The organism is Pseudomonas sp. LAM2023, assembly GCF_016620375.1.
GTDB lineage: Bacteria > Pseudomonadota > Gammaproteobacteria > Pseudomonadales > Pseudomonadaceae > Aquipseudomonas > Aquipseudomonas anuradhapurensis.
Map to the genome: position 1 here is coordinate 776,073 of NZ_JAENHV010000036.1, position 19,579 is coordinate 795,651.

A 19,579-nucleotide genomic window follows, 5' to 3' on the forward strand; every position below is an offset into this window, starting at 1 on the left:
AGCCTGAAGGAGAAACCCGTGACCCCAGTCCAAGAAATCCTCAACACCACCGCCCGGCATATCGACAGCGCCCGCCTGTGGCAATCGCTGATGGACCTGGCGCGCCTCGGTGCCACTGCCAAGGGCGGTGTCTGCCGCCTGGCCCTGACTGACCTCGACCGCCAGGCTCGCGACCTGTTCGTGCAATGGTGCGAAGCCGCCGGCTGCACGGTGAGCATCGACGCGGTCGGTAATATCTTCGCCCGGCGCCCGGGGCGTAACCCCAAGCTGCCGCCGGTGATGACCGGCAGCCATATCGACACCCAGCCCACCGGTGGCAAGTTCGATGGCTGCTTCGGGGTCATGGCGGGGCTGGAGGTGATTCGGACCCTCAACGACTTGGGTGTGGAAACCGAAGCGCCGCTGGAAGTGGTGGTATGGACCAACGAGGAGGGCTCGCGCTTTGCCCCGTGCATGATGGGTTCAGGCGTGTTTGCCGGCAAGTTCACCCTGGAGGAGACCCTGGCCAAGCGTGATGCCCAGGGTGTCAGCGTCGGCGAGGCGTTGAACGCCATCGGCTACGCCGGCCCGCGCGCGGTGCAGGGCCACCCGGTGGGGGCCTATTTCGAAGCGCATATCGAGCAAGGGCCGATCCTCGAGGACCAGGCCAAGACCATTGGCGTGGTACTGGGTGCTCTTGGCCAGAAGTGGTTCGACCTGACCCTGCGCGGCGTCGAAGCCCATGCTGGCCCGACCCCCATGCACCTGCGCAAGGACGCCCTGGTCGGTGCTGCCGCCGTGGTCGAAGCGGTCAACCGCACCGCCCTCGGCCACCAGCCGCACGCCTGTGGCACGGTGGGTTGCCTGCAGGCCTACCCCGGCTCGCGCAACGTGATCCCCGGCGAAGTGCGCATGACCCTGGACTTCCGCCACCTGCAAGGTGAGCAACTGGATGCGATGATCAGTGAAGTGCGTGCGGTGATCGAGGCGACCTGCGCCAGGCACGGTTTGAGCCACACGCTGGTGCCGACGGCGGACTTCCCGGCGTTGTACTTCGACAAGGGCTGTGTCGATGCCGTGCGCGAGTCGGCCAAGGCGCTGGGCTTGCCGCACATGGACATCGTCAGCGGGGCAGGGCACGACGCGATCTTCCTTGCCGAGATGGGGCCGGCGGGGATGATTTTCGTGCCGTGCGAGAACGGCATCAGCCATAACGAAATCGAGAACGCCACCCCTGAGGACCTGGCCGCGGGCTGCGCGGTGTTGCTGCGGGCGATGCTGGCGGCGTCGGAGGCGATTGCCAGCGGACGCCTGGCGGCCTAGAGCCCTCAATATCAGGAGTACGCGCTTTTTGTAGGAGCAGCCTTGTGTCGCGATCGGGCTGCGCAGCAGCTCCAGGATCCTGAAGTAGAAGCAGGCACCACCGGGGCCGCTTTGCGGCCCTTTCGCGACACAAGGCCGCTCCTACAGCGGCCGCGCTGCCGGGGCGGGCTGGGTAAGATCTGCCAGAAACGCCGCAAATGCACCATCGGCACCTGCTGCCCCTGTGGGCTGGCGGCTCGCCTCGATCCCGGCCGATACCCGCGGTCGAACGTCCATACGAACTCCAAAAAAGGGTCGGAAACCCATTGAATCATCCGCTCGGTTCGAGGCAGCCCTCCCGCCCGATGTGATAGCGCTGCAGGTCCTGCGCCAGGGTCAGATGGCCACGGTAATGTGCAAGGGCCTCTTCGCGCATATCGACGATGCTCGGGCTGCGCCGTGGGTCGTGCTGGTAGCGGGCGCTGAAGTGCGTTAGCACCAGGTTGCGCACGCCTGCGGTTTCGGCGAAGCGCGCCACCGCCGCTGCGGTGCTGTGGCCAAAGGTGACCCCGGTACGTTCGACCACCGCCTGGGTGAACGTGGCTTCGTGCACCAGCACGTCCGCATCCTGGGCGGCATCGGCCAACAGCTCGGGGTTGTCGTTGTCGCCGCACACGATCACCCGCCGTGGCGGGCGCGAGGGGCGCAAGTAATCGCGGCCGTGCAGCAGCCGGCCTTCATGCTCTACCGTGAAGCCCTTGGCCAGCTCGCCCCACAGCGGGCCGCGGGGGATGCCTTCGGCTTCCAGGCGCGGGATATCCAGGCGCGGTTCGGGGTTGAGTTCGGTGAACACGAAGCCGACGCTCGGTACCCGGTGCGACAGCTGCACGGTAGTGACGTGCATCGCCTCACTGCGCCACTCCAGCAGATCCTCCACGGCCAGCAGGCGCAGTTCGAACGGCAGGAAGGTTTGGCTGACCGCCAGCCCCTGGCGTAGCCATTCATGCAGGGCACTGGGCAGCACCAGCTCAAGTGGCTGGGTGCGCCCACTCATGCCGGCGCTGGCCAGCAGGCCCGGCAAGCCGAAGCAGTGGTCGCCGTGTACGTGGGTGATGAAGATCGCCCGCAGGTCGCGGATCGAAAGCGGGGTATGCAGCAACTGGTGCTGGGTGCCTTCGCCACAGTCGACCAGGTACCAGTGGCTGCCCGTGGCTTCGATCACGGCCGTGGCGCTGACGTTGCGTGCCTTGGTAGGCACCCCGGCGGAGGTGCCGAGGAACAGCAGATCCATTACAACTCCTTGTTATTGGCCAAACCCGGGCGGCCGAGCCGTCCGGGTCGCCGGTGGTTTCAGTTGGTCACGTCGGCATCCGCCTGGCGCCAGATCAGCTTGCTGGTGTCGTAGCCCTGCTCCCTGGCGATATCCAGCAACTGGTCTCGCGTCTGGTCCGGTATGGCCGGTGTGCGTGACAGCAGCCACAGGTACTCGCGGTTGGGGTGGCCGACCAGCGCCACGCGGTAGTCCTTGTCGTGGTACAGCACCCAGTACTCGCCCTTGGTCAGGCCGGGTGCCAGGCGGCTGAACCAGTTGTCGAAGCGCACCCAGAGTTTGTCGGTACTACCCGGTTGCTGGGCTTCGGCGATGCCCTTGGCTTCATTCCACTGGCCGTCCTTTTCCCGGCAGCGGTTGGTCACGTCGATGCGGCCGTCCGCACGCAGGCCATAGTGTGCCTCGGACTGCACGCAGTTGCGTTGGAAGAACATCGGCAACCGCGCCAGTTCGTACCAGGTACCTTGGTAGCGTTGCAGGTCGACCTGCTGGGTATGTGGTGGCGCCGGGTGGTCGTTGCCGGCGCAGCCGAGCAGGGCCAGGGTCAGGCAGGAAAGCAGCAGCGGGGTGCGTAGCGCCATGGTCGAGCTCCTTGCGGTGGAGGGGGCTTACCTGTGTTTCGATGCGGGCGCGCGGCAAAAGTTGTACGCAATCGCGCCTTTCAGAACGAGCCGGTCTGCACGTCGCCAGCGCGTACGTAGCGGGCGATGATTACACCCTTTGGCGAAACCTGCGAGTGCTGCAGGGTGAAGGCCGCCGCTGCGGCATCGTCGCCGAACAGGCGTTTGCCATGGCCAAGCAGCAATGGGTGGATCAGCAACTGCAGTTCATCGACCAGGCCCGCGGCCAGCAGTTGCTGCACCAGTTCACTGCTGCCCTGGGTCAGCAGGTTGGCACCGGCCTGTTGTTTCAGCGCCCGCACCGCTGCGCTGATGTCCGCACCCAGGGCATGGCTGTTGTGCCAGGCGAGGGTAGCCGGGGCGTGGGTGGCCACATGCTTGGGCACGCTGTTGAACAGGTTGGCGATGGAGAAGTCTTGCGAACTGCCATCCACCTTTGGCCAGTAAGCGGCGAAGATGTCATAGGTACGCCGGCCCAGCAGCAGCTCGAAGGGCTGGCTGAACAAGGCCTGCATGGCCTGGCCGAAAACTTCCTCGGCGTAGGGGACGAGCCAGCCGCCATAGGTAAAACCGCCGCTGGTGTCTTCCTGCGGGCCGCCGGGGGCCTGCATGACGCCGTCGAGGCTGATGAACGCGGCTACGATGAGTTTGCGCATGGGGACTCTCCTGTTGGCAGCCGGGGTGGCTGCTGGCATGGGATAGTCGAATGGCAGGCAGCGGAATCGACAGAGGCTTGTGCTGTCTCTGCACTGCCTCTATCGCTGGCAGGCCAGTGCCCACAGGTAATGCACGCTACGCCTGTGGGCACTGGCTGCTGGCGATAGGGCCAGAGCAGGCTACATCACAGCCAGTAGGTCACCGCCCACCACCCCAGGCCACCCATCACCACGGTGTAGGGCAACGCCATCCATACCATGCGCCCATACGACAGCCGTACCAGCGGCGCGATGGCCGAGGTCAGCAGGAACAGGAACGCGGCCTGCCCGTTCGGGGTCGCCACGCTGGGCAGGTTGGTGCCGGTGTTGATCGCCACGGCCAAGGTCTCGAAATGCTCGCGGCTCATGCCGCCATTGAGAAACGCCTGCTTCACTTCGGTGATGTAGATGGTGGCGACGAACACGTTGTCGCTGATCGCCGAAAGCAAACCGTTGGCCAGGTACAACATGCCCGGCTGCTGCGCGGCCGGTAGTCCCAGTACCCAGGTGATCAGCGGGGCGAACAGCTGCTGCTGGTGAATCACCGCGACAACGACGAAGAACACCACCAGCAGCGCGGTGAACGGCATGGCGTCCTGAAAGGCACGGCCCAGGCGGTGTTCGTCGGTGATGCCGGTGAATGCCGTGATCAGCACGATCACCATCAGGCCGATCAGGCCGACTTCGGCAACGTGCAACCCCAGGCAGACGATCAGGATCAGCGCGGCTAGCCCTTGCACCCACAGGGCGATGCGCTGGGCCTGGGTGCGCGCGGCGTCATCCTCGGCGGCGTAGGCGGCCAGTACCTGGCGCACCGGCTCGGGCATCAGCTTGCCGTAACCGAACAGGCGCAGTTTCTCCAGCAGTACACAGGTCAGCAGGCCGGCAGTCAGCACCGGCAACGACACCGGCGCCACCTTGAGGAAGAAATCGGCAAAGTGCCAGCCCATTTCGTGGCCGATCAGCAGGTTCTGCGGTTCGCCCACCAGGGTGCATACCCCGCCCAGGGCGGTACCTACCGCGCCATGCATCAACAGGCTGCGCAGGAAGGCGCGGAACTGGTCGAGGTCGTTGCGGTGCAGCGCTGCGACCTGCTGGTCGCTGTCGAGTGCAGCGTCCTCGCGCGGGTTGGTGCCGGAGGCAACCCGGTGGTAGACCGCATAGAAGCCGACCGCGGCGCTGATGATCACGGCGGTCACCGTCAGCGCATCGAGAAACGCCGAGAGGAATGCCGACAGCACGCAGAACAGCAATGCCAGAATGGCCTTCGAGCGTACCCCGAGCAGGATGCGCGAGAACAGGAACAGCAGCAGTTCCTTCATGAAGTGGATGCCTGCGACCATGAACATCAGCAACAGGATGACCGGGAAGTTGTGCTGCAACTCTTCGTACAAGGCTTGCGGGGTGGTCATCTGCAACAGCAGGGCTTCGACCAGCAGCAGCCCGCCGGGCATCAGCGGGTAGCATTTCAGGGCCATGCCCAGGGTGAAGATGAACTCGAGCACCAGTGCCCAGCCGGCGGCAACCGGGCCGAGGCTGACCAGCAGCAGCGGGTTGAGGACCAGGAACAGGCAGATGACCGCCTTGTACCACAGCGGCGACTGGCCCAGGAAGCCGTGGGCGAGGGCGCCAGTCAGGGAGCGCGACATGAATATGTTTCCTTATGATTCGGCGATGGCGAACGGTGCCGCATCAGCGCGCCTTAGGCAAGGCATACAGTCCCGTTTTTGGCACAAGCGCGGCCATCGGGCTGGGTTACCATCCGTGGCATGAACCTTTTACTCCCAGGAGTGCCGCCCGTGACCGAGTACAGCGCATTCAAGGTCGAACTGACCGACAACATTGCCCACGTGCAAATCAACCGCCCGGAGAAGGTCAATGCGATGAACGCCGCCTTCTGGGCAGAGATCATCGACATCTTCCAGTGGGTCGACGATACCGACGCGGTGCGGGTAGTGGTGCTCAGCGGCGCCGGCAAGCATTTTTCCGCCGGCATCGACCTGATGATGCTGGCCTCGCTGGCGGGCCAGATGGGCAAGGATGTGGGGCGCAACGCGCGCTTCCTGCGCAGCACCATCCTACGCCTGCAGGCCTCGTTCAATGCCGTGGACAAGTGCCGCAAGCCGGTGCTGGCCGCCGTGCAGGGCTACTGCATCGGCGGTGCCATCGACCTCATCGCGGCCTGCGACATGCGTTACTGCAGCAACGACGCGCAATTCTCGATCAAGGAGATCGACATGGGCATGGCTGCCGATGTCGGCACACTGCAACGTTTGCCTCGTATCATCGGTGACGGCATGATGCGTGAGCTGGCCTTCACCGGGCGCAATGTCGAGGCCGCAGAGGCGCTGCGCATCGGCCTGGTCAACCGGGTCTATGATGATCAGGCTGCGCTGCTGGACGGGGTCTTTGCCATTGCCCGCGAGATTGCCGCAAAATCACCGATTGCCGTGGCCGGCACCAAGCAAATGCTCAGCTACATGCGTGACCATCGCATTGACGATGGCCTGGAGTACATCGCCACCTGGAACGCCGCGATGCTGCAGTCCGAAGACCTGCGCGTGGCCGTGGCGGCGCACATGAGCAAACAGAAACCGACGTTCGCCGACTGATCAGGCCGGGGGACGCGCAGTAAAGGATCCCCCGACATGTCAGCACGCTGGACTACCGCAGTACTCGACCCGCAGATCACCGGGGGTCTGGCCGTGGCCCGCAGCCCGGAAGGGTTCCTGGTGGACGCCAACGGCGCGCTGTTCTCCCGCGACTGGCTCAAGCGCCAGGACCTGGATGTGCTCGGCGAGCACGGCATCGGCCATTTCGATGGCCAGCCGGTGTTCCTGCTGGAGCTGCGCCGCGCCACCGAGGTGCCCGGCTGTGCCTGGCGTGGCCTGCGTGCGTTCATGCTCGAAGGCGACTTCGACACCTACAAGGTGCTGGGCTACGCCGCCCAGATCGGCACCTGGGCGCGTGAGCACCGCTTCTGCGGCAGCTGCGGCCAGGCGATGACGCAGATCCGCTGGGAGCGGGCGATGTACTGCCAGCCCTGCGACCTGCGCAGCTACCCGCGCATTTCGCCGAGCATGATCGTGCTGGTGACCCGTGGTGACGAGATCCTGCTGGCGCGCTCGCCGCGCTTTGTCAGCGGGGTGTACAGCACCCTGGCAGGCTTCGCCGAACCGGGTGAGTCGGCGGAGGATTGCCTGGTGCGCGAAGTGCGTGAGGAAGTGGCGGTGGAGGTGCAGAACATCCAGTACGTGGGCAGCCAGTGCTGGCCATTCCCACATTCGATGATGCTGGGCTTCCATGCCGAATACGCCGGGGGCGATATCGTCATGCAGCCGGACGAAATCGAGGACGCCAGGTGGTTCAGCGTACACGACCTGCCGCCGCTGCCGGCCGGGCGCTCCATCGCCCGCTACCTCATCGACCTCTACGTTGCACGGCGGCTGGGCTGTGATATCCCTGCTTTCCCGTCCTAGCTGCAGTGAGAAATGTTCTCCGATTAGGCGCAGGGCGCAGGCAATGGTCATTCCATTGCCAAGTCCTGCAACGACGACGGAGGACATTTCTCGCGCAGATAGGGCCGGTAAGCAGGGGTATCACAGCCCATCAGGCCTGGCCGAACCAGTGCTGCCACGCTAGGCGCACGGTCAAGGCCAGCACCACGGTGATGAACACCGGGCGGATGAACTTGCTGCCGCCGCTGATCGCCGTGCGTGCACCGAAGAAGGCGCCGACCATCACCGACAGGCCCATGCACAGGCCAACGATATAGTCCACCTGCCCCGAGATGATGAATACCGTCAGCGCCGCGATGTTGCTGACGAAGTTCATGCTGCGCGCCACACCGCTGGCGCGCACCAGGTCGATGGGGTACAGCAGCAGGGTGCTGACGGTCCAGAACGCCCCGGTGCCCGGGCCGGCCACGCCGTCGTAGAAGCCCAGGGTGAAGCCTTGTGGCAGCTGCCATTTCTTCCTGATCGGGGCGTCGGCATCGAGCGGTGCCTTGGGCGTGCCGCCGAACAACAGGTAGACGCCACAGGCGAAGACGATTACCGGCAGCATCTTGTTCAGCCATTCGGCCGGCATGTAGTGGGCGATCACTGCGCCGAGCAGGGCCCCGGTCAGGGTGGCGAACAATGCCGGGCGCCATTGCGCCGGGTGGAACAGCTTGCGCTTGTAGTAGGTGAAACCCGCCGTCGCCGAGCCGAATGTGGAACTGAGCTTGTTGGTGCCCAGCACCAGGTGCGGTGGCATACCGGCGGTAAGCAATGCGGGGGTGGTGAGCAGGCCGCCGCCGCCGGCGATGGCATCGATGAAACCGGCGATGAAGGCGACCAGCGCCAGGATCAGCAGGGTGAGCGGTTCTACGGTGAGTTCGAAGGGCATGGTTTCTTGGCAGGCAGGGAGGCAAGGGGCGGCAAGGGGCCGCGCTGGAAGGGAAACATGTTAATCCTGAGGTGTATGGGTTGCCAGTGCCGGCCCTTTCGCGGGTAAACCCGCTCCCACAGGTTACGTGCACATTTCAAGACCTGTGCAGTACCTGTTGAGCGAGTTTACCGGCTAAGAGGTCGGTGCAGGCGATCACATCAGCTACGGATAAACGCCAGCAGATCGGCATTGATCACATCGGCATGGGTGGTCGGCATGCCATGCGGGTAGCCTTTGTAGGTCTTCAGCGTGCCGTTGGGCAGCAGCTTCGCCGACAGCAACCCGGCGTTTTCATACGGCACGATCTGGTCATCGTCGCCATGCATCACCAGTACCGGCTGGCTGATGCCCTTCAGGTCCTCGGTGAAGTCGGTCTGGGAAAACGCCACGATGCCATCGTAATGGGCCTTGGCGCTGCCGATCATGCCCTGGCGCCACCAGTTGCCGATGATACCTTCGCTGGCTTTGGCACCGGGGCGGTTGTAGCCATAGAACGGCCCAGCCGGAACATCCCGGTAGAACTGCGCACGGTTGCTGGCGACCTGGGCCTGGAAGCCGTCGAACACCGACTTGGGCAGGCCGCCCGGGTTGGCGGCTGTCTGCACCATCAGTGGCGGTACGGCGGCGATCAGCACGGCCTTGGCGACCTTGTCGCCGGGGTGGCGGGCCATGTAGCGCACCACTTCGCCGCCACCGGTCGAATGGCCGACATGCACGGCGCCCTGGATACCCAGGTGGGCAACCACTGCCGCCACATCGTCGGCATAGTGGTCCATGTCGTGGCCGTCCCAGACCTGGCTGGAGCGGCCATGGCCACGGCGATCGTGGGCGACCACACGGTAACCTTGGGCGAGGAAGAACAGCATCTGCGCGTCCCAGTCATCGGCGCTCAGCGGCCAGCCGTGATGGAAGTGGATGACCGGCGCATCGCGCGGGCCCCAGTCCTTGTAGAAGATCTGTACGCCGTCCTGCGTGGTTACATAGCTCATCGTCGTGTCTCCTGTGTGCAGGCACCGAAGGGAGCTATTGAGCATAGGAGGGATTTTGGCGGGTATCGGTAATTAGTGTCGCCTGTGCAGGCTTCTTTGCGGGTGAACCCGCTCCCACAGAACATGGGCGGAGATCAAGCCCTGACTGCACAGGCGACAGAAAATGCCTCAGACGCGGTCACGCATGCGATACCAGGCCTTGGCGGCGGCTTCCAGCGGGGCGGCCAGCAGGTCGCCGCCTGGGAAGCGGCCGTTGTCGATGCCCTGGTACAGTGCCAGCAGGTCGTCGTCGCCGAGGATGGCGTCACTCACCGCTCGCGCCGCGGCCAGGGTAGGCAACACGCCATGCCCGGAAAAACCTTGCAACCAGTAACGCTGGCCCTCACGGCCGACGTCCGGGGTGCGCTGCATGCTGCAGTCGATATGGCCGCCCCAGGCGTAATCGATGGCCACACCGGCCAATTGCGGGAACACCCGCTCCAGGTAGGGGCGGGTGGCGCTGGCGACGTCCCTGGGAATACCACCCAGGTAGGTGCAGCCACCGCCGAACAGCAGGCGGTGGTCCGGGGTGAGGCGGAAGTAGTCGGGCACGAACTGGGTGTCGATCACGCAGCTGTTGCGTGGCAGCAGCGACTGGGCGAAGTCGGCATCCAATGGCGCGGTGGCGACCTGGTAGGAGCCGACCGGCAACAAGCGCCGCGACAGGTTACGATCGAGCCGGTCGATGTAGGCATTGCAGGCCAGCACCAGCACGTCGCAACGTACCTCGCCGCCGCTGGTGCGTGCCACGTAGCCGTTGCCACTCGGCGTGTAGCTCAGCACCTGGCTTTGCTCGAAGATGCACCCGCCCGCAGCCTCGATGGTGTCGGCCAGGCCCAGGGCCAGCTTCAGCGGGTTGAGGTGGGCACCCTTGGCGTCATGCAACGCGGCCTGATAGCGCGGGCTGTCGATCCATTGCTGCAGCTCGTCGCGGCCGATCAGGCGCAGGGCGTCGTAGCCCCATTTGTGTTCAGCCTCGTGCAAGGCCTGTTCAAGCATTTTCACCCGGCGTGGCATCACGGCGGCCCACAGGCTGCCTGGCCGGTAGTCGATGTCGAAGCCATGGCGCTGCGGTAGTTCGCGCATTTCGTCGGCCGCCCAGCACATGCTGGCCCACAGGCGTTGGCTGCGTTCAAGGCCCAGGGCCTTTTCCAAGGGTGGCATGTCGCACGACCAACCGAGCAAGGCCTGGCCACCGTTACGCCCGGACGCGGCCCAGGCCACGCGGCTGGCTTCCAGCAGGGCTACGCGTTTGCCAGCCAAGGCCAGGCGCAGGGCGGTGTGGAGGCCGCTGAAGCCGGCGCCGATTATGAGCACCTCGGTGTCGTGGCGGCCTTGCAGGCTAGGGTGCAGTGGAATGCTGGCGGGGTAGGTCTGGGCGTAGTACGTGGCGATGTGCTGGGCGGACTGCTTGAACATGCCGGAACCTCATGAAAATTATTGTGATGTTTTTCATGAAAATATATCAGGAAATTTTCATGTTATCCGGGAAACCCTGCCCGCCTGTCAGATCTACGTGTATCTCCGGGCATCGACAATCCTTACAAATGGCCTTGGCCAATACGACCATCCATTCAAGGAACCAACGATGAATCAAGCTGAACAAAATTCGCTCCGCGGGCCTGTCACGCCACGACATGGCCATGTGTTTACCCCCGCATCGCGGGCCTACTTTGCCTGGCAAGCAGGCATGCTGGATGAAGGTGCGCTGAATCAGCGCGAAGCAGGCAAGTTCTTTCCGCAGACGCAAGCTGGCCTGACGGATCCATTCGCCAAGGACGACCCGAAAAACCTGCTGCCGCCACCGGACGGCAAAATTGCCAGTGCCAATCAGGCGACCGGGATGGTGCTCGACCAGCCCGGCGACCACTGGAGCAAACACGAAGTCCGTAGCGGGGATACCCTGGACATCTCCTGGTATTTTGCCGCCAATCATAGAACGCGTCGCTATAACTATTTCATCACCAAACCGGATTGGGACAGTGCCAAGGTACTGGCTCGCGATCAGTTCGAGGCCGAGCCTTTCCACACGGAACTGATCGAATTGCAGCCGTACTGGGCGTATGACGAAGAGATGAAACCCGGCAATCCGACCACCCACGCATTGCAGCTACCCGCGCGCGAGGGTTATCACGTATTGCTCGCGGTGTGGGAAGTGGCGGACACGGGCAACGCCTTCTACCACGTGGTCGATCTCGACTTCCTGCCGGGCGACGGTGATGACCGGCCGAGCGTACCGATGGGCCTTAAAGCCGATGAGGTGACCGACAAGAAGGTTTCTTTGAGCTGGGAGCCATCGAGTGGTGCGCAACCCATCGAGTGCTATCTGCTGAGCCGTGATGGTATCGACACGTTCGTCGTGCCTGCCCCCATCACGCACTGGGATGACGACCAGGTGCTGGCGGACGCGACCTACCGCTATTCCATCAGCGCAGTTGACAGCACGGGTGCGAGCTCCAAGCCTTCGGCCCCCATCGTCGTGCGTACACTGGGCGAAGGTGGCGTGCCCAGCGCGCCTAAAGATCTGCACTCGATGGGGCAGGCTGTCGACAGCATCCGCCTGATGTGGGGGAGCTCAAGCGGTGCGAGCCCGATCAATCGCTACGAGCTCTATCGTGATGCCCAGCAGGTGGCCAGCATCGCCGGTGACAGGACTGAACATACCGATGGTGGCCTGCAGCCGGACACGCTATATGGTTACCAGGTCGTGGCGGTTGATGGGGAGGGCAAGGTTTCCGCTCCGAGCAACAACCTCTCGGTCAGAACTGCCGGAAAAAGTGATTACCCTGCCTGGCGACTGCACCAGGATTACGCCAGTGGCGACCTTGTCAGCCATGTCGGCGCTGACTGGCGCTGCAGGCAAGCGCACCAGTCTCTCTCCGAGGATTGGGCGCCAGGGGCGGCTGCGGCGCTTTGGCAGCACATGAATAACTGAGCGCGGGGCTGCAACCGGCAAGGCGGCGGCTCATTTCGCCGCCGCCTTGCGCCGGCCCTGCCTTGGTTTGCCTTCGCTGGCCTTGGCCGAGCCAGCTGCGCTTTTGCCTTTGCCGCCACCGCTGCGGCGTTTCTTCTTCCACGGCGCCGCCTTGCCCACTGGCGGCCCGCTGATGCTGATGCGCATGCCACTGCAGCGCTCCACCAGCTTGCCCATCCACGCCGACTGGCGGGCGACGAACTCTTCCAGGGACATTTCGCCGCTCTGCACCATGTCCAGCGCCTGCTCCCAGATTGCCGTGGTGCCGGGGTCGGCAATCGCGCGGGGCACGGCGTCGATCAGGCTGAAGGCTGCAGGCGTGGCGGCCAGGGCCTTGCCGTTTTTTACCAGGTAGCCACGGTCGAGCAGGCCCTGGATGATGCTGGCGCGGGTCGCCTCGGTGCCGATGCCGGTGGTTTCCTTGAGCTTCTGTTTCAGCCGCGGGTCATCCACCAGCTTGGCCACGTTCTTCATCGCCTTGATCAGGTCGCCTTCGGTAAACGGCTTGGGCGGCTGGGTCCACAGGTCTTTCAGTTGCAGGCCTTGCACTGCACAGTCCTGGCCCTCGCGCAGCGCTGGCAGTACCTGGGCCGGCGGCGCCTCGCGGCCTTTGGCCGGGGTCAGTGCCTCGGGCAGGGCGCGGCGCCAGCCGGGTTCGACGATCTGCTTGCCCACCGCGCGCAGGGCATGGCCGGCGCAGTCGAAGTCGGCCTGGGTGCGGTCATATTCATGATTGGGCAGGAACTGCGCCAGGTAGCGGGCGCGGATCAGCGTATACACCGCCTTGTGCTTGGCCGGCAGGCGCGATGGGTCGCTGGCGGCGGCGGTCGGGATGATGCCGTGGTGGGCGCTGACCTTGGCATCGTTCCAGGCCCGCGAGCGGCGCTGCGGCTGCAGGTGGGGCTGCAGCGCTGCCAGGCTGGCATCGGCCCGTTGCAGGGCGGCGAGGATGGCCGGCGCCTCGCCGTGCTGGCTTTGCGGCAGGTAGCCACAGTCGCTGCGCGGGTAGGTGATCAGCTTGTGGGTTTCGTACAGGGCCTGGGCGATGTCGAGGGTTTCCTGGGCGCCGAGGCCGAACTTTTTCGAGCAGAGTTCCTGCAGGGTGCCCAGGTCGAAGGGCAGTGGCGCGGCTTCGCGTACGCGCTCGGTGGACACTTTTACGGCCTGGGCGCTACCGGCCTGGTTGATGTCGGCGGCGGCCTGCCGTGCCAGGTCCTGTTTCAGGCAGCGGCCCTGGTCGTCACAGGCGTCTTCGGGCGCGCGCCACTGGGCGTTGAAGCCTTGGCCGGCATGTTCCAGTTGCACGTCGATGGCCCAGAACGGCACCGGTACGAAGTCGGCGATGCTGCGGTCGCGGTCGACCACCAGGCGCAAGGTTGGTGTTTGCACCCGGCCCACCGGTAGCACGCCCTGGTAGCCGGCTTGGCGGCCCAACAAGGTGAACAGCCGGCTCATGTTCATGCCGATCAGCCAGTCGGCGCGGGAGCGCCCCAGCGCCGAGTGGTACAGGTTGAAGGTTTCGTGGCCCGGCAGCAGACGCGCCAGGGCCTTGCGGATGGAGGCGTCGTCCAGTGCCGACAACCACAGGCGCTGCACCGGGCCGCGGTAGCGGCAATGCTCGACCAGTTCGCGGGCAATCATCTCGCCCTCGCGGTCGGCGTCGGTGGCGATCACCAGCTCCCGCGCTTCGCCAAGCAGGCGCTTGACCGCCTTGAACTGGCTGGCGGTCTTGGGCTTGACCAGCATCTTCCATTGTTCCGGAATGATCGGCAGGTCGGCCAGGTTCCAGCGCTTGTAGCGTTCGTCGTAGCTGTCGGGCGGGGCGGTTTCCAGCAGGTGGCCGATGCACCAGGTCACGCAGACGTCGGTACCTTGCCAGCAGCCGTCGCCCTTGCGGTTGGCGCCGAGCACTTTGGCGATGTCTTTGGCCTGGGAGGGTTTTTCGCAGAGGAACAGGCGCATGGCCGGGAACGCTTCATCGAGAGTGATGGGCGATAGGATGCGCAAGCGAGCGCGCGGAGGCAAGTTTTATCTGGATGGATGTACAGGTTTTTGTCAGGGGAGATATGTTTTGCTGTGCCGGCCTCTTCGCGGGCTTGCCCGCTCCCACAGGTACTGCGCAGATATCAATATCTGTGGGGTCCTTGTGGGAGCGGGCAAGCCCGCGAAGAGGCCGGTGCAGGTCAAGCATCAGGCGCGCGAATCGCGCACCATGTCCACGTGCGGGATGCCGGCTTCGAGGAATTCCTCGCTGACCACGCGAAAGCCCAGCCGCTCGTAGAACGGCGTGGCATGTACCTGGGCGCTGAGCATCTGCTGCTTCAGGTCGCGGTTCTGCGCTTCGGCGATGACTGCGTTCATCAGCGCGTCACCCACCTTCAGCCCACGCCAGTCCTTCAGTACCGAGACCCGGCCAATGGTGCCGTCCGGCAGCAGGCGGGCGGTGCCGATCGGGTAGTCGCCTTCCAGCGCCAGGAAGTGCGCGGCGGTCGGGTCATCCGAGTCCCACTCGAGCTCCGGTGGTACGTGCTGTTCGGCAATGAACACCGCTTCGCGGATACGGCGGATGTCGGCGTTGTCCTTGTGCCAGTCGGCGAGGCGCACATGAATCTTATTCATTGGCGAATCCCAGGCTTCCTTGTTTGACCAGCTGCTGTACCAGCATCAGGCCGTCTTCATCCTGCAGCCACTCGGCCAGGTTGTCGATGTGCAGCGCGTCGGCGGCGCAGACCAGCTTCAGCAGCTCGCGCAGCTTGCCCGGCAGCGGGCAGCTGCGGCCGCTGGCGAACAGCAGCAGGTCGTCTTCGAACTCGGACCAGGCCAGGCGGGCGCTCGGGTTGCGGATCAGGATGGCGCCTTGTTCAAGGGCGTCGATCAGTTCCTCTTCGCTGAGGTCTTCGCCGACGATCTGTTCCGGGTAGCGCGGCTCGGTCATGAACTGGCCGAACCAGGTCAGCAGCAGGTCCTTGTCGCTCATGTGCTTGTCGAGCAGGGCCTTGAGGCGGTCGAGCGCGTCGTGCTGGATCTGGTGCGGGTCGCTGGCCGGCTGGGCGTCGGCATCGCTGTAGCGCTCTTCATCCGGCAGGAACTGGCCGAGGAAGTCGGTGAAGTGGGTCAGCACCTCGGCGGCGCTGGGGGCCCGGAAGCCGACCGAGTAGGTCAGGCAGTCGTCCACCGCCACACCGTAGTGGGCCAGGCGCGGTGGCAGGTAGAGCATGTCGCCCGGCTCCAGGGTCCACTCTTCGCTCTGCTCGAAGGCGGCGAGGATGCGCAGGTCGGCGTGCTCCAGCAGCGGGCTGTCGCTGCTGCACATCTGGCCGATCTTCCAGTTGCGCTGGCCATGCCCCTGCAGCAGGAACACGTCGTAGTTGTCGAAATGCGGGCCGACACTGCCGCCGGGGGCAGCGAAGCTGATCATCACGTCATCGATGCGCCAGCTCGGCAGGAAACGGAAGTTTTCCAGCAGTTCGGCAACTTCCGGGACGAACTGGTCCACGGCCTGCACCAGCAGGGTCCAGTCCTTTTCCGGCAGCTCGGCAAAGGTGTCTTCGTTGAACGGGCCGCGGCGCAGCTCCCACGGGTGCGCCCCGTGTTCCAGTACGATACGCGACTCGACTTCCTCTTCCAGGGCCAGGCCGGCCAGCTCGTCGGGGTCGATCGGGCTGATGAAGTCCGGGAAGGCCTGGCGCACCAGCAGCGGCTTCTTCTGCCAGTAGTCGCGCATGAATTCGCGGGCCGAGATGCCGCCGAGCAGCTGCAGTGGAGTATCAGGATTCATGTTCAACCTATTGAAAAAATGTCATTTTCGTCCGCGAATAAAAACGCCCGGCCAGGCCGGGCGTTGAACGCGACGGTCAGCTTAGATGCGTTTGGCCTGTGCTGCCGCGTTGCCGATGTAGGTAGCCGGGGTCAGCTGCTTGAGCTCGGCCTTGGCTTCGGCTGGCATGTCCAGGCCATCGATGAAGGTCAGCAGCGCTTCCGGGGTAATGCCCTTGCCACGGGTCAGCTCCTTGAGCTTCTCGTAGGGGTTTTCGATGTTGAAACGGCGCATTACGGTCTGGATCGGTTCGGCCAGCACTTCCCAGCAGGCGTCCAGGTCGGCGGCGATGCGGGCTTCGTTGACTTCCAGCTTGCCGATGCCTTTCAGGCTGGCTTCGTAGGCGATGACGCTGTGGGCAAAGCCCACGCCCAGGTTGCGCAGCACGGTGGAGTCGGTCAGGTCACGCTGCCAGCGCGAGATCGGCAGCTTGCTGGCCAGGTGCTGGAACAGCGCGTTGGCGATGCCCAGGTTGCCTTCGGAGTTTTCGAAGTCGATCGGGTTGACCTTGTGCGGCATGGTCGACGAGCCGATTTCGCCGGCGACGGTCTTCTGCTTGAAGTAGCCCAGCGAGATGTAGCCCCACACGTCACGGTCGAAGTCGATCAGGATGGTGTTGAAGCGGGCGATGGCGTCGAACAGCTCGGCGATGTAGTCGTGCGGCTCGATCTGGGTGGTGTACGGGTTGAACTGCAGGCCCAGCTCGTCTTCGATGAAGGCGCGGGCGTTCTGCTCCCAGTCGATCTGCGAGTAGGCCGACAGGTGGGCGTTGTAGTTGCCCACGGCACCGTTGATCTTGCCCAGCAGCGGCACGGCGGCAACCTGGGCGATCTGGCGCTCCAGGCGGTACACCACGTTGGCCAGCTCTTTGCCCAGGGTAGTCGGCGATGCCGGCTGGCCGTGGGTACGCGACAGCATCGGCACGTCGGCATGGGCGTGGGCGAGGGCGCGGATGGCGTCGGCGATCTGGCGCATCAGCGGCAGCAGCACGTCGTCGCGGCCGGCACGCAGCATCAGCGCGTGGGACAGGTTGTTGATGTCCTCGCTGGTGCAGGCGAAGTGGATGAACTCGCTGACCTTGGCCAGCTCAGGCAGCTTGGCGGCCTGCTCCTTGAGGAGGTATTCGATCGCCTTGACGTCGTGGTTGGTGGTGCGCTCGATTTCCTTGACGCGTTCGGCGTGCTCAAGCTTGAAATCGGTGGCCAGGCTGTCCAGCAGGGCGTTGGCTTCGGCGGAGAACGCCGGCACTTCGCCGATCTGCGGGTGGGCGGCCAGGCGCTGCAGCCAGCGCACTTCGACCAGGGCGCGGAAACGGATCAGGCCGAATTCGCTGAAAATGGGGCGCAAGGCCTGGGTTTTGCCGGCATAACGGCCGTCTACAGGGGAAACCGCAGTGAGCGAAGAGAGCTGCATGGGGTGTTCTCGGACAGTCAGGCTTTTGGAAGGGCGCATATCATACATGAATTTTGCCTGTAGGAGCGGCCTTGTGTCGCGAAAGGGTCGCGCAGCGGCCCCGGCAATCTGTGCTAGGGCGGCAACTCCGGGGCTGCTGCGCAGCCCTTTCGCGACACAAGGCCGCTCCTACAACGGGGTATCGCCTTCAGGAAGGCGAACGCATCATGTCGTACAGTTCGTTGAGCAACTTGCGCCGGCTGAACACCAGCTGCCAGCGGTGGCCGCCCAGCTGGCGCCACAGGCGGGCGGCGCGGATACCGGCGAGCAGCAGGGCGCGGATCTTCGAGGCGTTGCTGGCCTGCTGCAGGAAACGCATGTCGCCATGCACCTGGATACGCTGGCGCAAGGTGCTCAGGGTGTCCTGGTACAAGGCTCCGCTGGAAGCGATGACGTTTTCGTGAACCAGGCCGAAGTGCTCGGCCTGGGACTGGATTTGCGGCAGGCGGTTGCCGATGGTGTCGAGCAGGTCGGCGCGCTTGTTCAACTGGCGCTCCAGGCCGAGTATCGACAGGGCATAGCGCAGCGGCTCACGCTGCAGGCTGCTGGGGTCGCGCTCCAGGGCACCGACCAGCGCACGGTAGCCGTCGCGCAGGTTGAGGTCGTCGCCGCCGAACACCTCCAGGGTGTCCTTGGGGTCACGCACCAGCAGGCTGCCCAGCATGCAACCGATGTTGGCCTCGCTGGCCTGCCCGGTGCGGGCGATGCGGTCCACCAGCACCGCGGCCTGGAACACGCCACCCAGCGCAATCAGCTGCTCCTGCAGGTTGCTCATGCGCGCGGGCTCCACGGCTCGGCGGTCTCGATCACGCCACCACCCAGGCACACCTCGCCATCGTAGAACACCACCGACTGGCCGGGCGTGACGGCGCGCTGCGGTTCGTCGAACACGGCGCGGTAACCGCTTGCGCTGCGCTCCAGGGTGCAGCGCTGGTCGCCCTGGCGGTAGCGAACCTTGGCGGTGAGCTGCCGCGGGCTGGCGAGGTCGATGGGGTTGACCCAGAAGATTTCCGAGGCCAGCAGGGCCCGCGAGAACAACCAGGGGTGGTCGTTGCCCTGGCCAACCACCAGCACGTTGCGCGCCAGGTCCTTGTGCAGCACGTACCACGGCTCGTCACCGGCATCCTTCAGGCCGCCGATACCCAGGCCCTGGCGCTGGCCGATGGTGTGGTACATCAGGCCGTGGTGGCGGCCGATCACTTCGCCGTCGGTGGTTTCGATGTTGCCCGGCTGGGCTGGCAGGTACTGCTTGAGGAAGTCGCTGAAACGGCGCTCGCCGATGAAGCAGATGCCGGTGGAATCCTTTTTCTTGGCGGTGGCCAGGCCATGTTTTTCGGCGATGGCGCGCACTTCGGGTTTTTCCAGTTCGCCAACCGGGAACAGGGTACGGGCGATTTCCTTGCCGCCGACGGCGTGCAGGAAGTAGCTCTGGTCCTTGTTCGGGTCCAGGCCCTTGAGCAGTTCGGTGCGTTCGCCGGTGTCGCGGCGGCGCACGTAGTGGCCGGTGGCGATCAGGTCGGCACCCAGCGACAGGGCGTAGTCGAGGAACGCCTTGAACTTGATTTCGCGGTTGCAGAGGATGTCCGGGTTGGGCGTGCGGCCGGCCTTGTATTCCTCGAGGAAATGCTCGAAGACGTTGTCCCAGTATTCGGCAGCGAAGTTGGCGGTGTGCAGCTTGATGCCGATGCGGTCGCACACGGCCTGGGCGTCGGCCAGGTCTTCACGGGCGGTGCAGTATTCGGTGCCGTCGTCTTCTTCCCAGTTCTTCATGAACAGCCCTTCCACCTGGTAGCCCTGCTCCATGAGCAGAAGGGCGGAGACGGAAGAGTCCACGCCGCCGGACATGCCGACGATGACGCGGGTCTTGGCGGGGTCTTTGAGTGCTGGGCTGGTCATGGTTACCGGTGTGTATCAGGGGGGAAAAGCGCCGATTCTATCAAACCCGCGGCGC

Annotated in this window: 17 protein-coding genes; 4 read left to right on the forward strand and 13 right to left on the reverse strand. The window is 64.7% G+C overall.

Annotation, left to right across the window (positions count from 1 at the left end; all coding sequences use genetic code 11):
• Positions 1 to 18: 18 nt before the first annotated feature.
• A complete protein-coding gene (locus JKP78_RS23070) occupies positions 19 to 1,302 on the forward strand; it encodes a Zn-dependent hydrolase (RefSeq protein ID WP_186686963.1) in 1,284 nt (427 codons plus the stop codon).
• A 310-nt stretch (positions 1,303 to 1,612) separates the two neighbouring features.
• On the opposite strand, the gene JKP78_RS23075 is transcribed toward JKP78_RS23070, so the two are convergent.
• From JKP78_RS23075 to nhaB, 4 genes are all read right to left on the reverse strand, one after another.
• On the reverse strand, positions 1,613 to 2,572 hold the full coding sequence (locus JKP78_RS23075; RefSeq protein WP_200627746.1) for a ribonuclease Z: 960 nt from the start codon (positions 2,570 to 2,572) through the stop codon (positions 1,613 to 1,615).
• Positions 2,573 to 2,631: 59 nt separating this feature from the next.
• The gene (locus tag JKP78_RS23080; protein ID WP_186686968.1) at positions 2,632 to 3,192 is read right to left on the reverse strand and encodes a lipocalin family protein; all 561 of its coding nucleotides are present in this window, start codon (positions 3,190 to 3,192) and stop codon (positions 2,632 to 2,634) included.
• An 80-nt stretch (positions 3,193 to 3,272) separates the two neighbouring features.
• On the reverse strand, positions 3,273 to 3,887 hold the full coding sequence (locus JKP78_RS23085) for a dihydrofolate reductase family protein (RefSeq protein ID WP_186686970.1): 615 nt from the start codon (positions 3,885 to 3,887) through the stop codon (positions 3,273 to 3,275).
• Positions 3,888 to 4,072: 185 nt separating this feature from the next.
• Positions 4,073 to 5,575 carry a sodium/proton antiporter NhaB gene (nhaB, locus tag JKP78_RS23090; protein WP_200627747.1) on the reverse strand — a complete coding sequence of 501 codons (1,503 nt, stop codon included), beginning with the start codon at positions 5,573 to 5,575 and terminating at the stop codon, positions 4,073 to 4,075.
• Positions 5,576 to 5,725: 150 nt separating this feature from the next.
• On the opposite strand from nhaB, the gene JKP78_RS23095 reads away from it, so the two are divergent.
• Complete coding sequence (locus JKP78_RS23095) at positions 5,726 to 6,538, forward strand: crotonase/enoyl-CoA hydratase family protein (protein ID WP_170030596.1); 813 nt, start codon at positions 5,726 to 5,728, stop codon at positions 6,536 to 6,538.
• Between the two features lie 36 nt (positions 6,539 to 6,574).
• On the forward strand, positions 6,575 to 7,405 hold the full coding sequence (gene nudC, locus JKP78_RS23100; protein ID WP_170030594.1) for an NAD(+) diphosphatase: 831 nt from the start codon (positions 6,575 to 6,577) through the stop codon (positions 7,403 to 7,405).
• Between the two features lie 130 nt (positions 7,406 to 7,535).
• Here nudC and JKP78_RS23105 read toward each other — a convergent pair whose 3' ends face one another.
• From JKP78_RS23105 to JKP78_RS23115, 3 genes are all read right to left on the reverse strand, one after another.
• Positions 7,536 to 8,315, reverse strand: coding sequence for a TSUP family transporter (locus tag JKP78_RS23105; RefSeq protein WP_170030592.1), 780 nt, complete (start codon positions 8,313 to 8,315; stop codon positions 7,536 to 7,538).
• 200 nt (positions 8,316 to 8,515) lie between these two features.
• On the reverse strand, positions 8,516 to 9,346 hold the full coding sequence (locus JKP78_RS23110) for an alpha/beta fold hydrolase (RefSeq protein ID WP_186686983.1): 831 nt from the start codon (positions 9,344 to 9,346) through the stop codon (positions 8,516 to 8,518).
• A gap of 168 nt (positions 9,347 to 9,514) precedes the next feature.
• A complete protein-coding gene (locus JKP78_RS23115; protein ID WP_200627748.1) occupies positions 9,515 to 10,804 on the reverse strand; it encodes an NAD(P)/FAD-dependent oxidoreductase in 1,290 nt (429 codons plus the stop codon).
• Here JKP78_RS23115 and JKP78_RS23120 point away from each other — a divergent pair.
• Positions 10,803 to 12,320: a lytic polysaccharide monooxygenase gene (locus JKP78_RS23120; protein ID WP_200627749.1), complete on the forward strand. Its 1,518-nt coding sequence runs from the start codon at positions 10,803 to 10,805 to the stop codon at positions 12,318 to 12,320. The two genes, JKP78_RS23115 and JKP78_RS23120, sit on opposite strands and share 2 nt — an antisense overlap.
• A 30-nt stretch (positions 12,321 to 12,350) precedes the next feature.
• Here JKP78_RS23120 and JKP78_RS23125 read toward each other — a convergent pair whose 3' ends face one another.
• From JKP78_RS23125 to mnmA, 6 genes are all read right to left on the reverse strand, one after another.
• On the reverse strand, positions 12,351 to 14,321 hold the full coding sequence (locus JKP78_RS23125; RefSeq protein ID WP_200627936.1) for a DNA topoisomerase III: 1,971 nt from the start codon (positions 14,319 to 14,321) through the stop codon (positions 12,351 to 12,353).
• Positions 14,322 to 14,549: 228 nt separating this feature from the next.
• Positions 14,550 to 14,978 (reverse strand): GNAT family N-acetyltransferase, encoded by a 429-nt coding sequence (locus JKP78_RS23130; RefSeq protein WP_170030582.1) that lies wholly within the window; start codon positions 14,976 to 14,978, stop codon positions 14,550 to 14,552.
• Positions 14,971 to 16,137, reverse strand: a complete 1,167-nt coding sequence (locus JKP78_RS23135) for a ribosomal protein uL16 3-hydroxylase (RefSeq protein ID WP_200627750.1) — start codon at positions 16,135 to 16,137, stop codon at positions 14,971 to 14,973. The genes JKP78_RS23130 and JKP78_RS23135 overlap by 8 nt, the downstream gene beginning before the upstream one ends.
• A gap of 81 nt (positions 16,138 to 16,218) precedes the next feature.
• Positions 16,219 to 17,589, reverse strand: a complete 1,371-nt coding sequence (gene purB, locus JKP78_RS23140; RefSeq protein WP_170030578.1) for an adenylosuccinate lyase — start codon at positions 17,587 to 17,589, stop codon at positions 16,219 to 16,221.
• Positions 17,590 to 17,776: 187 nt separating this feature from the next.
• Entirely contained in the window at positions 17,777 to 18,403 is a 627-nt protein-coding gene (gene hflD / locus JKP78_RS23145; RefSeq protein ID WP_170030576.1) for a high frequency lysogenization protein HflD, read from the reverse strand.
• Positions 18,400 to 19,524, reverse strand: coding sequence for a tRNA 2-thiouridine(34) synthase MnmA (gene mnmA / locus JKP78_RS23150; RefSeq protein WP_170030574.1), 1,125 nt, complete (start codon positions 19,522 to 19,524; stop codon positions 18,400 to 18,402). The genes hflD and mnmA overlap by 4 nt, the downstream gene beginning before the upstream one ends.
• Between the last annotated feature and the right edge of the window lie 55 nt (positions 19,525 to 19,579).